The sequence below is a fragment of the Staphylococcus sp. EZ-P03 genome (genome assembly GCF_003344575.1).
Lineage (GTDB): Bacteria > Bacillota > Bacilli > Staphylococcales > Staphylococcaceae > Staphylococcus > Staphylococcus simulans_B.
Map to the genome: position 1 here is coordinate 79,188 of NZ_QPMO01000016.1, position 15,726 is coordinate 94,913.

At 39.2% G+C, this 15,726-nt stretch carries 12 protein-coding genes; 2 read left to right on the top strand and 10 right to left on the bottom strand.

Going from position 1 to position 15,726, the window contains the following annotated elements:
* Positions 1–62: 62 nt before the first annotated feature.
* From DVJ99_RS08965 to DVJ99_RS08975, 3 genes are all read right to left on the bottom strand, one after another.
* Positions 63–1,100 (bottom strand): S66 family peptidase, encoded by a 1,038-nt coding sequence (locus DVJ99_RS08965; RefSeq protein ID WP_114603962.1) that lies wholly within the window; start codon positions 1,098–1,100, stop codon positions 63–65.
* A gap of 182 nt (positions 1,101–1,282) precedes the next feature.
* Positions 1,283–2,245: an L-threonine 3-dehydrogenase gene (locus DVJ99_RS08970; RefSeq protein WP_114603963.1), complete on the bottom strand. Its 963-nt coding sequence runs from the start codon at positions 2,243–2,245 to the stop codon at positions 1,283–1,285.
* Positions 2,246–2,458: 213 nt separating this feature from the next.
* Positions 2,459–2,920 carry a GNAT family N-acetyltransferase gene (locus tag DVJ99_RS08975; protein ID WP_114603964.1) on the bottom strand — a complete coding sequence of 154 codons (462 nt, stop codon included), beginning with the start codon at positions 2,918–2,920 and terminating at the stop codon, positions 2,459–2,461.
* 112 nt (positions 2,921–3,032) lie between these two features.
* On the opposite strand from DVJ99_RS08975, the gene DVJ99_RS08980 reads away from it, so the two are divergent.
* Positions 3,033–4,031 carry a choloylglycine hydrolase family protein gene (locus tag DVJ99_RS08980; protein WP_114603965.1) on the top strand — a complete coding sequence of 333 codons (999 nt, stop codon included), beginning with the start codon at positions 3,033–3,035 and terminating at the stop codon, positions 4,029–4,031.
* Positions 4,032–4,134: 103 nt separating this feature from the next.
* Here DVJ99_RS08980 and DVJ99_RS08985 read toward each other — a convergent pair whose 3' ends face one another.
* Positions 4,135–5,322: a glycine C-acetyltransferase gene (locus DVJ99_RS08985; RefSeq protein WP_105993387.1), complete on the bottom strand. Its 1,188-nt coding sequence runs from the start codon at positions 5,320–5,322 to the stop codon at positions 4,135–4,137.
* 207 nt (positions 5,323–5,529) lie between these two features.
* On the opposite strand from DVJ99_RS08985, the gene DVJ99_RS08990 reads away from it, so the two are divergent.
* Entirely contained in the window at positions 5,530–6,711 is a 1,182-nt protein-coding gene (locus DVJ99_RS08990) for a M20 family metallopeptidase (RefSeq protein WP_114603966.1), read from the top strand.
* Between the two features lie 146 nt (positions 6,712–6,857).
* Here DVJ99_RS08990 and tuf read toward each other — a convergent pair whose 3' ends face one another.
* The 6 genes from tuf to rpoC form a co-directional block, all read right to left on the bottom strand.
* A complete protein-coding gene (gene tuf, locus DVJ99_RS08995) occupies positions 6,858–8,045 on the bottom strand; it encodes an elongation factor Tu (RefSeq protein WP_105993385.1) in 1,188 nt (395 codons plus the stop codon).
* 184 nt (positions 8,046–8,229) lie between these two features.
* Positions 8,230–10,311 (bottom strand): elongation factor G, encoded by a 2,082-nt coding sequence (gene fusA, locus DVJ99_RS09000; RefSeq protein WP_105993384.1) that lies wholly within the window; start codon positions 10,309–10,311, stop codon positions 8,230–8,232.
* A gap of 111 nt (positions 10,312–10,422) precedes the next feature.
* Positions 10,423–10,893 carry a 30S ribosomal protein S7 gene (rpsG, locus tag DVJ99_RS09005; protein ID WP_002481335.1) on the bottom strand — a complete coding sequence of 157 codons (471 nt, stop codon included), beginning with the start codon at positions 10,891–10,893 and terminating at the stop codon, positions 10,423–10,425.
* Positions 10,894–10,963: 70 nt separating this feature from the next.
* On the bottom strand, positions 10,964–11,377 hold the full coding sequence (gene rpsL, locus DVJ99_RS09010) for a 30S ribosomal protein S12 (protein WP_002481334.1): 414 nt from the start codon (positions 11,375–11,377) through the stop codon (positions 10,964–10,966).
* A 97-nt stretch (positions 11,378–11,474) separates the two neighbouring features.
* Complete coding sequence (locus DVJ99_RS09015) at positions 11,475–11,729, bottom strand: ribosomal L7Ae/L30e/S12e/Gadd45 family protein (RefSeq protein WP_105993383.1); 255 nt, start codon at positions 11,727–11,729, stop codon at positions 11,475–11,477.
* 233 nt (positions 11,730–11,962) lie between these two features.
* Positions 11,963–15,571, bottom strand: a complete 3,609-nt coding sequence (gene rpoC / locus DVJ99_RS09020) for a DNA-directed RNA polymerase subunit beta' (protein ID WP_232167249.1) — start codon at positions 15,569–15,571, stop codon at positions 11,963–11,965.
* Positions 15,572–15,726: the final 155 nt, after the last annotated feature.

Consider the following 15,726-nt stretch of genomic DNA (forward strand, 5'->3'; position numbering starts at 1 on the left):
GATGAATGCAACTGTGAGGGGTAGCAATTACTAAGAAGCCTGCTTTCTTGCAGATAATTTCTCTACTTGCATCCTTGTTCTGAAATCGAAAATGAAGGCGTCTCGGTATCTAATACTGCTTGCGCACCGTAGGGCAAAATACATTTAGGCTCATTATGGCCAAAACTTGCATTAATCATAACAATCAAATCATCATAGCCGTTTTCTTTCAAGACATCTTGCCATGTTGTTTTAATCATTTGTGTTTGCTCAATTTTCTGAGGCTTTCCAATAATTACACCACTGATTTTATCGAATATACCCATGTACACAAAAGAACGCAGCGCTTGTTTTAAAAAGTATGGCGGTAATTGTGATTCAGAGTTTTCCACAAATAATATACTATTTTCAAATGCTTCAATTTCAGGAAATACAGATGTACCTCTCAAGTTATTAAGAACTTCAAAACAACCGCCTATTAACTTTCCTTCAGCAATACCATTGCCATTAATCACTTCATAGCCTGTATTTTCAATTTTCGGCCGAGATACAAAGCGGCTTTGTTTCCCCCACTTCAAACCGAATTGACGGTAATAAGTAGCAGTGTCGATATTTCCGATAATCTGGTTGGCAAACAGCGTTTTGAATATATGATCTGTTGTATATTCGTCCATCTCTATATGTTCTGCGAAATCTGTTAAAACAGCAGGCCCATAATAACTGCGTACTCCTGCTTTGAAAAACTTCAAATGAATTGATGTCGCATCTGAATAGCCCATGAAAATTTTAGGATACTGCTGTATCAGCTTCTCATCTAGAAAAGGTACAATTCTCATAGATTCTTCACCGCCGATGAATGTAATCAGTGCTTTAACTTCTCCATCTAAGAGTGCTTGATGAATATCATCTGCTCTTTTTTCTGGATGACGATATACGAAATCCAGACCTTTCAATGCATTCGGCATCACTTTTACTTTCAAACCGAATACTGTCTTTAAGCGGTCAATTGCTGTTTGTACACGATATTGCACAAAAGATTCGCCTGCTACTCCCGAAGAAGGTGAAACCAGCGCAACCGTATCTCCTCTTTTTAAGTGTTCTGGTACTATTAACTGTTTCATTCAGTTCTCCTCCAACTTCATCATAAAACTGGATACAAATTAAAAAACAGGTGATGCGAATCACCTCAACCCAAGGTCACCCGCTTCACCTGCTTCTTTATTGCCTGTCTATTAAGTAAAGCTGGATACAAAAGTCTTTTTAATTACATTCAGCCCTGCTTTTGCGCTTTACCTATTATGATTTATTTTTGTGCTGCTGCTTCTTTTTCTCTGACACCGTTTAACATAGCTTCAGTCATTTTATCTAAGTCATATTTGGGTGCGAAGCCCCATTCGTCTCTTGAACAGCTTGTGTCGATCGCATCCGGCCAGCTGTCCGCAATACCTTGACGTACAGGATCTACATCGTAACTTAATTTAAAGTCTGGAATGTGTTTTTGAATAGATGCTGCGATTTCTTCTGGTTCAAAGCTCATACCGCTTAAGTTGAAAGCACAACGATGTTTTAATTCATCTTCAGGTGCTTCCATTAATTTAATAATTGCATCAATCGCATCATCCATAAACATCATGTCCATGTATGTGCCTTTATCGATGAAGCTAGTGTATTCTCCCTTACGTACTGCTTCAAAGTAAATTTCAACGGCATAGTCTGTAGTTCCGCCGCCTGGTTCTTTAACATATGAGATTAACCCTGGGAAACGTACACTGCGTGTATCCACACCGAATTTAGTATGGTAATACTCACATAACAATTCTCCCGATACTTTATTTACCCCGTACATTGAAGTTGGACGTTGGATTGTAAGTGCAGGTGTATCTTTCTTAGGTGTTGTCGGTCCGAATGCACCGATTGAACTTGGTGTAAAGAATTGCAAGTCATATTCACGTGCTGTTTCTAACGCATTGACTAAACCGCCCATGTTGATATTCCAAGCAAGCTGCGGGTTCTTTTCAGCAGTTGCTGAAAGTAATGCAGCCATGTGCATCATCGCATCCGGTTTAAACTCAGAAACGATTTCCTTCATACGCTCTATATCTGTCACATCAAGAATTTCGAATGGTCCTTCCTTGATTGGAGAGTCTGCTTCAGGCTCTCTGATATCTGTCGCCAATACATTCTCTGTTCCGTAAATTTCACGACATTTCAATACAAGTTCCGTACCGATTTGGCCAAGTGCACCAGTAATCATAATTCTTTTCATGAATTTCATCCCCTTGAATTTGAGTGTGTTTTTATAAAGACAAGGTGTATTTCTGAGATGTATATTCTGTTTCTATTTGAATATATTTTACTATATCTCCTTACTATTGTATATATCATATGTACAAAGATAAGTAAAGCGCTTACATTTGCATATTGCAATTTTTCACTAATTTATTATTTTTACTTATAATTTTAAATAAGCACATACATTTTAAAGTTTTTTGCGACAACAGTGCCGTAAAGTTTCATAGCCTTCTTTTTCATAAAATAAAGCCGCATGATTATTTTGCACCCAGTAATCCAATTCTACTGTATCGCATGCTTCTTCAACTGCAATCTTTTCAATATAATCCATAAGCGCATGTCCATACCCTTTATTTTGATACTCAGGTTCTATACCGATTTGATGTACATATAAAGTCTTTTGCGCATATCGAAAAGGTGTTTCATACAAACTAAGCACCTGACACCACACGTAACCTAATGCTTCTTCTTTCTCTATTGCGACTAGCAAATAATGTTCTGGACGCTCAAGCAGCTTTTGAAATAAATCTAATGTATCTAAATAATGGTAGGGTTTGAAGATATCTGGATAGGCTTGATGATGCAAAGTGTGTACATTTTTATTCAAGCGTGCTAATAACGCTGCATCTTCGCATGTTGTTATTTTCATATCTCTTTCCCTCTTTCGCTTCTTCCTTTAATTCGATAATCGTTCTTCCTTCATGTTATGCTTATTCTAACAATTTCACGTAAACATTGCTCAAACTAAGGAGGCACTCAATATGTGTACAAGCTTAACTTATACATCGCAGTACGACAGCAATTATTTAGCACGCACCATGGATTTTTCTTTTGCGTTAAACTCATTCCCTAAAGTCATTCCAAGACATCATGATTGGACGACAATGAATGGTCGCGGCTTTACATTAGATTACGGCTTTGTCGGTACTGCAATGACTGTGAATGGTGTTGTTTTTGCGGATGGCGTAAATGAACAAGGCTTAGCTGTTTCAGTGCTTTATTATCAAGAAGAAGCATCTTATGCTACATCCACTTCCAGCGACAACATTAATTTAGAACCGGAAGAATTTATTATGTGGGCATTAGGCATGAATGATTCTATTAAAGAACTCAAGGAACAAGCGGATAGTGTACGCTTATTAAAACAAGTCAATCCCGCTTTAGATAGTGTACCGCCGCTTCACTTTATGGTCACAGATCAAACAGGACAAAGTGTTGTAGTGATTCCTGCAGATGGGCAGCTCATCATTAAAGAAAATCCTGTCCGTGTCTTAACAAATAATCCGAATCTCGAATGGCACTACCAGAACTTAAGACAATATACCAACTTCAATGTCGAAGCACCTTCACCTTCTTTGCTTGGGATTGAAACTATACGTCCCTTAGGTGTAGAAGCAGGTACTGAAACATTGCCAGGCGGTTATACTTCACCATCTCGTTTTGTGAAAATGGCACACTTCAGACAATTTATCGAAGATACAGAAGATGATCGCAAACGTTTGAATAACCTCTTCAAGCTATTGGATACTGTCAGTATTCCGCGCGGTATTGTCTTAGACGAAGGCACAATTTATTACACGCAATACCAAGCCATAGCAGATACACATCATTTAACTTATTATTTCAAAGACTACAGCAGCAATAATATTTATAAAATCAAACTTACCGAAGAATTGCTGTCATCTGGCGAAGAAAAATCGTATGTCGTCAAACCTGAGTTGAACTTTACTGATTTAACAGAAGCAGAACCTGATGCTTAATATATTTTATGAACAAATCAGAACACATAAAACTCTTAAAACACAAAAAATAAAGCGGAAAAGCTCATCCTTGAACTTTTCCGCTTCTTTTCATACTTGTCTATTAAATAATACCTAATTCTTTACCTACTTTTTCATATGCTGCTAAAGCATCATCTAACATTTCTTTAGTATGTGCAGCTGTAGGCATGTTGCGTACACGGCCTGTACCTCTTGGAACAGTTGGGAAGACGATTGATTTTACATAAACGCCTTCATCTTTTAAGCGTGAACTGAATTCTTGAGTTTTCTTTTCATCACCAATGATTACTGGTGTAATCGGAGTATCTGAGTTTCCGATATCATAGCCTAATTTTTTCAAACCTTCTTTAAGGTAGTCGCCATTTTCCCAAAGCTTGTCATGCAACTCTGTAGAATCCATTAATTTGCGTACTGCTGCGATAATTGCTGCTGAAGATTCTGGAGTTAATGAAGTTGAGAATAAGAATGGACGAGATTGTACTTTTAACCAGTCGATTAATTCTTGAGATCCAGCTACATAACCGCCTACAACACCGATTGCTTTAGAAAGTGTACCGATTTGGAAATCGATTTTATCTTGCAAGCCGAAATGTTTAACTGTACCGGCACCTTTGCCCATCACACCTGAACCATGTGCGTCATCAACGTAAGTGATTAAACCGTACTCTTCCGCAATTTCAACGATTTCAGGTAATTTCGCAACGTCGCCGTCCATACTGAAGACACCATCAGTAATGTACATAACTTTGTTGTATTGGCCTGATTCAACCGCTTCTTTTGCTTTTTGGCGTAAATCATCCATATCTGAGTGGTTCACACGAATGATTTTAGCTTTTGATAAACGGCAGCCGTCAATGATAGAGGCATGGTTTAATTCATCAGAAAGGATTGCATCGTTTTTGTTCATAACTGCTGAAATCGCAGCCATGTTACAGTTGAAACCAGATTGGTATGCGATTGCTGCTTCAGTACCTTTGAACTCTGCTAATGTTTTTTCTAATTCATCATGCACATCTAAAGTACCGTTGATTGAACGTACAGCACCTGCACCTACACCGTATTTATCAATTGCTTTTTTTGCTACTTCTTTAAGATCTTCGTTTGTTGCTAATCCTAAGTAGTTGTTTGAAGATAAGTTGATGTAGTTTTTACCGTTAATTGTAATTTCCGGTCCGTTTGCACCCTCAATTGTGTCAATTTCGTTGTAAAGTCCGTTATCTTTTAAATGCTGGATATTTTCACTTAAAAAATTGTGTAATGATTGAACCATTGGTAGTAAATCCCCCTTGTGTTTGATTACATATATCATAACGCATTTTATTCTTTTAGAAAAGCTGAGTACTTTCAAATAACTTTAAATTCGCATTTTTTAGCATTTTCAATGTTTGAAAATATCGCCTTTCCCTTTTCGGGTTTAAATCAAAGGGTCCGTGCTATAATAAGTACATCTATACTAATTACAGAAGAGGTGAATACCATGATTAATTGGTATCAACTTGCACAAGAGAAAGAGAAGTCTATGATTCAAATCAGAAGACATCTGCATCAATATCCAGAACTCTCTTTCGAAGAACACAACACACATGACTATATCGTCAATCAGCTCGAACAGCTTGCTTGCGATATCCGCCGTCCTGTCGGTAAAAATGGGGTTGTCGCAACGTTTAAAGGACAAGAAGAAGGGCCGACTGTTGCGCTGCGTGCTGACTTTGATGCATTGCCGATCACTGAATTAAACGATAAGCCCTACCGTTCTAAAAACGAAGGCTGCATGCACGCATGCGGACATGATGGACATACGGCTATCTTACTGGGTGTGGCACAAATTATTAATGAAAACTTAGCCTATTTAAAAGGCAATGTCGTTTTAATCTTCCAATACGGCGAAGAAATTGTCCCAGGCGGTGCCCAGCAAATGATTGATGATGGTGCTTTAGACGGTGTAGACCGTGTTTACGGCAACCACTTATGGAGCGGCTATCCCACAGGCATCATCTATTCACGCCCTGGTGCTATGATGGCATCACCTGATGAATTCACTGTCAGTATTCAAGGTAAAGGCGGACATGGCGCAAAACCGCATGAAACAATTGATCCGATTGTCATCTTAGCTGAATTTATCTTAAGTGCGCAAAAGATTGTTTCTCGTACTGTAGACCCGATTAAACAAGCTGTGGTGACATTCGGTATGATTCAAGCAGGTGCATCAGACAGCGTTATCCCTGACTCAGCTATCTGCCGCGGTACCGTAAGAACATTCGATTCAGAACTGCAGACCCACATTATGAATAAACTCGATAAACTCTTGCAAGGTTTAGCAGTCGCAAATGATATCGAATATACACTGGATTACGAACGCGGTTATGTTCCTGTTCATAATAATGAACAAGCGTATGAAACAGTAAAACAAGCAGCACATGACTCTAATTTAAGATTTACAGAAGCAGAAATGATGATGGTCGGAGAAGACTTCTCTGCCTATCAACGTGTCAGACCTGGCGCATTCTTCTTAACAGGCTGCGGCAACGCTCAAAAAGGTACTGACTACCCGCACCATAGTCCTTATTTCGATATTGATGAAGCTGCACTTAAATATGCGGCAGCAGAATTCTTGAAAATACTCGAACTTGAGACTGTTTTATCTCCTGAGAGGCTATAATCAAAGCAAACTGGATTAATAATATTTATAAACACAAAGCAGCAATGCACACCGTAAAAGGGCGGCGCATTGCTGCTTTATTATGTAAAAAAAGAGTCCCTCATAAGAGAGACCCTTTATTATAAATTCAACTAAGCTAGTCGAAATTATGCTTGGATTTCAGTAACAACGCCTGATCCTACAGTACGTCCACCTTCACGGATAGAGAAACGAGTACCGTCTTCAATCGCGATTGGAGCGATTAATTCAACAGTCATTTCTACGTTATCCCCAGGCATTACCATTTCAGTACCTTCTGGTAAGTTAACAACGCCTGTTACGTCAGTAGTACGGAAGTAGAATTGTGGGCGGTAGTTAGTGAAGAAAGGAGTGTGACGTCCACCTTCATCTTTAGATAAAACATAAACATCAGCTTTGAATTTAGTGTGTGGAGTAATAGAGCCAGGAGCTGCTAATACTTGTCCACGTTGTACGTCTTCACGTGCAACACCACGTAATAAAGCACCGATGTTGTCACCAGCTTCAGCGTAGTCTAATAATTTACGGAACATTTCTACACCTGTAACTGTTGTTTTTTTGCTTTCTTCTGTGATACCGATGATTTCAACTTCTTCACCGACTTTGATTTGACCACGTTCAACACGGCCTGTAGCTACAGTACCACGACCAGTGATTGAGAATACGTCCTCAACTGGCATCATGAATGGTTTATCAGAGTCACGTTCTGGAGTTGGAATGTAGTCATCTACAGCTTGCATTAAGTCTAAGATTTTTTGTTCGTATTCTGGGTCGCCTTCTAAAGCTTTTAATGCAGAACCAACGATAACTGGTACATCGTCACCAGGGAAGTCGTATTCAGATAATAAGTCACGAACTTCCATTTCAACTAATTCTAATAATTCTTCGTCATCAACCATGTCAGCTTTGTTTAAGAATACAACTAAAGCTGGTACACCAACGTTACGTGATAAAAGAATGTGTTCACGAGTTTGTGGCATTGGACCATCTGCAGCAGATACTACTAAGATACCGCCGTCCATTTGAGCAGCACCAGTGATCATGTTTTTAACATAGTCAGCGTGTCCTGGGCAGTCAACGTGAGCATAGTGACGTTTGTCAGTTTGATACTCGATGTGTGAAGTATTGATTGTAATACCACGTTCTTTTTCTTCTGGAGCGTTGTCAATCATGTCGTATGATTGTGCTACAGTGTCACCATTTTTTGCTAATACAGTTGCGATAGCAGCTGTTAAAGTTGTTTTACCATGGTCAACGTGACCGATAGTACCAATATTGGCATGTTCTTTTGAGCGATCGAATTTTTCTTTAGCCATTATGAAATCTCTCCTCTTCTTGTTAAAAAGTTATTTAAATTATCTCTCATGATAGTTTCTCACCACCATGAGAGCTGATTGTTAAGTTGTAAAGGGCTAATTCCTTTATAAAGCATTTGGTTCAAAAAATCAATTAAGGAACCCTGCCAAGCGGAAACTTGGCTCAGAACTAAAGATGAATCAATTATTCACCTTTATTTTTCTTGATGATTTCTTCAGAAATTGATTTTGGAACTTCCTCATAGTGATCGAAGTACATAGTGTAAGTACCGCGACCTTGAGTATTAGAACGTAATGAAGTTGCGTAACCGAACATTTCTGAAAGCGGTACGTATGCACGAACCATTTGAGCATTACCACGTGGTTCCATACCATCTACGCGTCCACGGCGAGCTGTTACGTCACCCATGATGTCGCCCATGTATTCTTCAGGCATTAAGATTTCAACTTTCATCATTGGTTCTAAGATTACTGGATCTGCAACTTTAGCAGCTTCTTTAAGTGCTAATGAAGCAGCGATTTTGAAGGCCATTTCAGATGAATCGACATCATGGTAAGAACCATCGTAAAGTTTAGCTTTTACGTCGATTAATGGATAACCAGCTAATACACCGTTTTCCATAGCATCTTTAAGACCAGCTTCAACTGATGGAATGTATTCACGTGGAACTACACCACCAACGATAGCGTTTTCGAATTCGAAACCTGCGCCAACTTCGTTTGGAGTGAATTCAATATGAACGTCACCATATTGACCACGACCACCAGATTGACGAGAGAATTTACCTTGAACTTTAGCTGGTGTTTTGAATGTTTCACGGTATGAAACCATTGGCGCACCAACGTTAGCTTCAACGTTAAATTCTTTTTTCATACGGTCTACAAGAATGTCTAAGTGAAGTTCACCCATACCGCCGATGATAACTTGTCCAGTTTCTTCATCAGTATGTGCATGGAATGTTGGGTCTTCTTCTTGTAATTTAACTAAAGCTTGAGTCATTTTATCTTGGTCAGCTTTAGATTTTGGTTCTACTGATAAGTGAATAACAGGTTCTGGGAATTCCATTGATTCCAAGATAATGTCATTTTTCTCACCGCATAAAGTATCACCAGTACCAGTTTCTTTAAGACCTACCGCAGCAGCGATATCGCCTGAGTAAACTGTGCTGATTTCTTTACGAGTGTTTGCGTGCATTTGTAATAAACGACCTACACGTTCACGTTTATCTTTAGTAGAGTTTTTCACGTATGAACCAGAGTTCATTGTACCTGAGTACACACGGAAGAATGTTAATTTACCAACGTAAGGGTCAGTCATAACTTTGAATGCTAATGCAGCGAATTCTGCATCGTCATCTGCTCTAGCAATGATTTCTTCATCAGGGTTGCTAGCACGGTGACCAACGATTGGTTTAACATCTAATGGTGATGGTAAGTAGTCAATTACTGCGTCAAGCATTAATTGAACACCTTTGTTTTTGAAAGCAGTACCGCAAAGTACTGGGTAGAATTCGATATCTAGAGTTGCTTGACGAATAGCTTTTTTCAATTCATCAACTGAAATTTCTTCGCCTTCTAAATATTTTTCCATTAACTCTTCGTTAACTTCAGCTACTGATTCGATTAATGTTTCACGAGCTTCAGCTGCTTTGTCTTTGTAGTCATCTGGAATTTCGATTTCTACTACTTCTTCACCAAAGTCACCATTGTATTGGAAACATTTCATTTGAACTAAGTCAATGATAGCTTCAAATTCGTCTTCGGCACCAATTGGTAATTGGATCGCTTGAGCGTTAGCGTCTAAACGATCGTGTAAAGTACTTACTGCATATTCGAAGTTAGCACCTAATTTGTCCATTTTGTTTACGAATACGATACGAGGAACTCCGTAAGTAGTAGCCTGACGCCAAACTGTTTCAGTTTGTGGTTCAACACCTGATTGCGCATCAAGTACTGTAACCGCACCGTCAAGTACACGTAATGAACGTTCAACTTCAACTGTGAAGTCTACGTGTCCTGGAGTATCGATAATGTTGACACGATGATCATGCCATTGTGCAGTTGTTGCTGCTGATGTGATTGTGATACCACGGTCTTGTTCTTGTTCCATCCAGTCCATTTGTGCCCCACCATCGTGAGTTTCACCAATTTTGTGGATACGTCCAGTGTAAAACAGGATACGTTCAGTAGTCGTTGTTTTACCTGCGTCAATGTGAGCCATGATACCAATGTTACGAGTTTTTTCCAAAGAAAAGTCTCTAGCCATTGTATTGTTTCTCCTTCCAGTAATTACTGAGTAAATACTTTGTATATGGCGATGCCCTAAGCATGCCTATGGTAGTACCATGCGAACATACTCAGGGTTAAACCTTGAATCTTACCAGCGGTAGTGAGCGAATGCTTTGTTCGCTTCAGCCATTTTGTGTACATCTTCACGTTTCTTAACTGCGCCGCCTGTGTTGTTAGCTGCATCTAAGATTTCGTTAGCTAAACGTTCTTCCATAGTTTTTTCACCACGAAGACGTGAATAGTTCACTAACCAACGTAAACCTAAAGTAGTACGACGTTCTGGACGTACTTCAACAGGTACTTGGTAGTTAGAGCCACCTACACGGCGAGCTTTAACTTCTAATACTGGCATGATGTTGTTGATTGCTTCATCGAATACTTCCATTGCGTCGCGACCACTGCGTTCTTGTACAAGGTCGAATGCTGAATAAAGAATTCTTTGAGCTGTTCCGCGCTTACCATCTAACATGATTTTGTTAATCAATTTTGTCACTAACTTAGAGTTGTGAATTGGATCTGGTAAAACGTCTCTTTTTGGTACTGATCCTTTACGAGGCATAATCAGAGTCCTCCCTTCATATTATAGTATAATCTCATAATCTATCTCGAAAATTTACGTAATCTTAAACTTATTTTTTAGGACGTTTAGTACCGTATAATGAACGGCTTTGCATACGACCTTCTACACCTGAAGTATCAAGTGCACCACGAACGATATGGTAACGCACACCAGGTAAGTCTTTTACACGACCTCCACGTACAAGTACAACACTGTGTTCTTGCAAGTTATGGCCGATACCAGGGATATATGCGTTTACTTCGATGTTGTTTGATAAACGAACACGCGCATATTTACGTAACGCTGAGTTAGGTTTTTTAGGTGTCATTGTACCAACACGAGTACAAACGCCACGTTTTTGTGGTGAGTTCAAGTCAGTAAATTGTTTTCTCATACTGTTAAAACCTTTGTTCAAAGCTGGTGAATCTGATTTCTTAGCTTTGCTTTTTCTTGGTTTACGTACTAATTGGTTAATAGTAGGCATTTAAGATGTCCTCCTCTCCTGTTTTATAATCCCACACATCCAGGTGGTTCATTTTTAGGTTAAATAAAATTTAGTAAGCATAATTACTTACTAATTCTCATTTCAATAGAGCAACAATTGCTGCATCTACGTTGATACCTGCAAATTCTCCTAAAGCTTTCTTGCTTTCGAAAAATGAAACAGATATATCGCTATGATTGATCTTACTTAACACGTCTGACAGCAAATAAACTTCAACGTCTTGAGCAATAATCAATGATGTAACTCGGTTCTTTTTGAGCGCTTTGAGCGTCTCTTTCAAACCAACAACACTATGGTGTTTGTTAAAGCGTGCAACTTTTTCATTAGACATTGACTATCCTCCAAAGTTTTGCTTGCATCAACCTTTATAATAGTAACACTTTCCATAGGTTGCGTCAACACTATTATTAAATATACTGTCGACTTTTTTAATCATAACAAATTCAGAAAGAATTTCAAACATCTTCACTGATTTCTTACAATTTTTATTTCAAATTATCCAATAAAAGAAAGCCAATACCCGCTTTCTTGCGAAAGCAGTATTGGCTTCAAAATTAATATTTATTATTGTTGCGGTGTATCTTCCGCAAGTACTTCAACTGCCTCTTTAACTTGAGGATCGATATGTTTTTCGTATTTAGCATCGCTGTAACGTCTCATACCTGTACCTGCAGGAATCAATTTACCGATAATAACGTTCTCTTTAAGTCCAAGCAAGTCATCACGTTTACCTTTGATAGCTGCATCAGTAAGGACACGTGTTGTTTCTTGGAATGATGCGGCTGATAAGAAGCTTTCTGTTTCAAGAGACGCTTTAGTAATACCAAGCAATACTGGTTTAGCAGTTGCTGGACGTTTGCGTTCTTTGAATGCTTCTCTGTTCGCATCTGTGAAGTTATGGATGTCTACTAATGAACCTGGTAATAATTTAGTATCGCCAGCTTCGATGATACGTACTTTACGTAACATTTGACGTACCATAACCTCAACGTGTTTATCGTCGATTTCTACACCTTGCATACGGTAAACTTTTTGAACTTCTTTAAGCAAGTAACTTTCAGTCGCATTTAAGCCTGCTACTGATAAGTAGTGCTTAGGTTCGATAGAACCTTCAGTTAAGACTTCACCGCGTTCAACGTGTTGGCCTTTTTCAACTTTAAGACGTGAAGTACCTGAAGCAAGATAAGATCTTGTTTCGTTTGCACCTTTAATCACGATTTCTTGTTGACGGTCTTTCGCAAGTTTGATGTCTTCAACAGTACCTTCAATGTCAGTGATAACAGCTTGACCTTTAGGGTTACGTGCTTCGAAGATCTCTTGGATACGTGGAAGACCTTGTGTGATATCGCTTCCGGCTACCCCGCCTGTATGGAAGGTACGCATTGTAAGCTGTGTACCTGGTTCACCGATAGATTGTGCTGCGATTGTACCAACCGCTTCACCAACTTCAACTTTTTCACCAGTCGCAAGGTTTTTACCGTAACATTTTTCACATACACCATGACGTGTGTTACATGTAAATGCTGAACGGATATACATTTGCTCAATACCAGCATCTGTAATGCGTTTTGCGATTTCTGGTGTGATTAATTGATCTGGTTCTACTAACACTTCATCTGTTTCTGGATGACGTACCGTTTCTTTAGAGTAACGGCCTTCAATACGCTCGATGAATGGTTCGATCATTTCTGTACCTTCTTTAATGTCAGATACAAGCAAGCCGCGGTCAGTTCCGCAGTCTTCTTCACGAACAATAACATCTTGTGCCACGTCAACCAGACGACGAGTAAGGTAACCTGAATCGGCAGTTTTAAGTGCTGTATCGGCAAGACCTTTACGCGCACCGTGAGTAGAGATGAAGTACTCTAACACTGTTAAACCTTCACGGAATGAAGATGTGATCGGCAACTCGATGATTTTACCTGATGGAGCGGCCATCAGACCACGCATACCGGCTAACTGAGTAAAGTTAGATGCGTTACCACGGGCACCAGAGTCACTCATCATGAAGATAGGGTTCGTTTTCTCTAGGGATTTCATCAATTTGCCTTGAATTTCATCCTTAGCATCTGTCCAAATTTCAACGACAGCATTATAACGTTCTTCTTCAGTGATTAAACCACGGTTATATTGTTTTTGAACACGTTCAACTAATTTTTCGTGTTCGTCTAAGATTTCTTGTTTATCCGGTAATACCACAATGTCAGATACACCAACAGTGATACCTGCTTTAGAAGAGAATTTGAAACCTAAGTCTTTCATACGGTCAAGCATCATTGAAGTATCAGTAATGCTGAAGCGATTGAACACTTCTGCGATGATATTTCCTAAGAATTTTTTGTTGAATGGATCAACAAGTTCTTGTTCTTCAAAGTATGCTTTCAAGCCGCCTTCGCCTAATTCGCTTGCGCTGACGAAGTATTTATCAGGTGTTTTATCTTCTAAGTTTGTTTGTGATGGTTCATTAATGTAAGCAAATGAATCCGGAATAATTTCGTTGAAGATTACTTTACCAACTGTTGTTGTAAGAATCTTGCTGTTTTGTTCTTCTGTGAACGTAGGGTTATGGAATGAACCTGCGTGTACACCGATACGTGTATGCAAGTGTACATAACCGTTTTGGTAAGCTTTCAAGACTTCATTAGCGTCATTGAAGATAGCTCCTGTATTCACAGCATCTTCACGCTCTAAAGTAAGGTAATAGTTACCAAGTACCATATCTTGTGATGGTGTAACAACTGGTTTACCGTCTTTAGGGTTCAAGATGTTTTGTGCCGCAAGCATCAACATACGTGCTTCTGCTTGTGCTTCTTTAGATAAAGGTACGTGAACAGCCATTTGGTCACCATCGAAGTCAGCGTTGTAAGCTGTTGTAACCAATGGGTGCAGACGAATCGCACGGCCTTCAACCAATGTTGGTTCGAAAGCTTGGATACCTAATCTGTGAAGTGTAGGCGCACGGTTTAAAAGTACTGGGTGTTCTCTGATTACATCTTCTAAAACATCCCATACTTCGTCTTCCATACGTTCGATTTTGCTTTTCGCATTTTTGATGTTTGTTGCGATTTCGCGTTGAACTAATTCTTTCATTACGAAAGGTTTGAATAATTCTAACGCCATTTCTTTAGGTAATCCGCATTGGTACATTTTCAAGCTTGGACCAACGGCGATAACTGAACGACCAGAGTAGTCGACACGTTTACCTAATAAGTTTTGACGGAAACGACCTTGTTTACCTTTCAGCATGTGTGAAAGTGATTTTAAAGGACGGTTACCCGGACCAGTTACTGGACGGCCGCGACGACCGTTATCGATTAATGCGTCTACTGCTTCTTGCAGCATACGTTTTTCGTTTTGAACGATGATGCCAGGTGCACCTAAATCTAATAAACGTTTCAAACGGTTGTTACGGTTGATGACACGACGATATAAGTCGTTTAAATCACTTGTCGCAAAACGTCCGCCGTCTAATTGAACCATTGGACGGATTTCCGGCGGGATAATCGGAAGTACATCCAAAATCATCCATGAAGGTTCGTTACCAGAGTTTCTGAATGATTCAACTACTTCTAAACGTTTGATTGCACGTGTCAATCTTTGACCAGTAGCTGATTCTAATTCAGTACGCAACTCTTTCAACTCTTCATCCAAGTCAATTTCTGCTAATAGGTCTTTGATACCTTCAGCACCCATTTTTGCTACGAATTGACCAGGGAATTTGTCATAGTAATCTCTGTATTCTGCTTCTGAAAGCAATGATTTTTTCTCAAGACCTGTTGGGCCTGGATCAACCACAACATAAGATGCGAAGTAAATGACTTCTTCTAATGATCTTGGAGACATATCTAATAATAGACCCATACGGCTTGGGATACCTTTGAAGTACCAAATGTGTGATACAGGTGCCGCAAGTTCAATGTGGCCCATTCTTTCACGACGTACTTTTGATTTAGTTACTTCAACGCCGCAACGGTCACAAACCATACCTTTATAACGTACACGTTTGTACTTACCGCAACTACATTCCCAGTCTTTTGTAGGTCCGAAAATTCTTTCGCAGAACAAACCATCTTTTTCAGGTTTTAAAGTACGATAGTTGATTGTTTCAGGTTTCTTAACTTCACCGTATGACCATGAACGAATCTTTTCAGGTGAAGCAAGGCCGATTTTCATATAATGGAAATTATTTACATCAATCAAGGAGCCTACCTCCTTCAATTTAGATTAGCTGTGCTATTTGATTGATAAATGATCAATAAATTGAAAAATATTAAAGGTGCATAAAGGCAATGCAGTACATTGCCTAATGCTGCCTTATGATATTTGAA

Bases quoted from the DNA above. Each gene is read 5' to 3' on its own strand.
- DVJ99_RS08965 (WP_114603962.1), bottom strand. From the start codon at position 1,100: ATGAAACAGTTAATAGTACCAGAACACTTAAAAAGAGGAGATACGGTT.
- DVJ99_RS08970 (WP_114603963.1), bottom strand. From the start codon at position 2,245: ATGAAAAGAATTATGATTACTGGTGCACTTGGCCAAATCGGTACGGAA.
- DVJ99_RS08975 (WP_114603964.1), bottom strand. From the start codon at position 2,920: ATGAAAATAACAACATGCGAAGATGCAGCGTTATTAGCACGCTTGAAT.
- DVJ99_RS08980 (WP_114603965.1), top strand. From the start codon at position 3,033: ATGTGTACAAGCTTAACTTATACATCGCAGTACGACAGCAATTATTTA.
- DVJ99_RS08985 (WP_105993387.1), bottom strand. From the start codon at position 5,322: ATGGTTCAATCATTACACAATTTTTTAAGTGAAAATATCCAGCATTTA.
- DVJ99_RS08990 (WP_114603966.1), top strand. From the start codon at position 5,530: ATGATTAATTGGTATCAACTTGCACAAGAGAAAGAGAAGTCTATGATT.
- tuf (WP_105993385.1), bottom strand. From the start codon at position 8,045: ATGGCTAAAGAAAAATTCGATCGCTCAAAAGAACATGCCAATATTGGT.
- fusA (WP_105993384.1), bottom strand. From the start codon at position 10,311: ATGGCTAGAGACTTTTCTTTGGAAAAAACTCGTAACATTGGTATCATG.
- rpsG (WP_002481335.1), bottom strand. From the start codon at position 10,893: ATGCCTCGTAAAGGATCAGTACCAAAAAGAGACGTTTTACCAGATCCA.
- rpsL (WP_002481334.1), bottom strand. From the start codon at position 11,377: ATGCCTACTATTAACCAATTAGTACGTAAACCAAGAAAAAGCAAAGCT.
- DVJ99_RS09015 (WP_105993383.1), bottom strand. From the start codon at position 11,729: ATGTCTAATGAAAAAGTTGCACGCTTTAACAAACACCATAGTGTTGTT.
- rpoC (WP_232167249.1), bottom strand. From the start codon at position 15,571: ATGAAAATCGGCCTTGCTTCACCTGAAAAGATTCGTTCATGGTCATAC.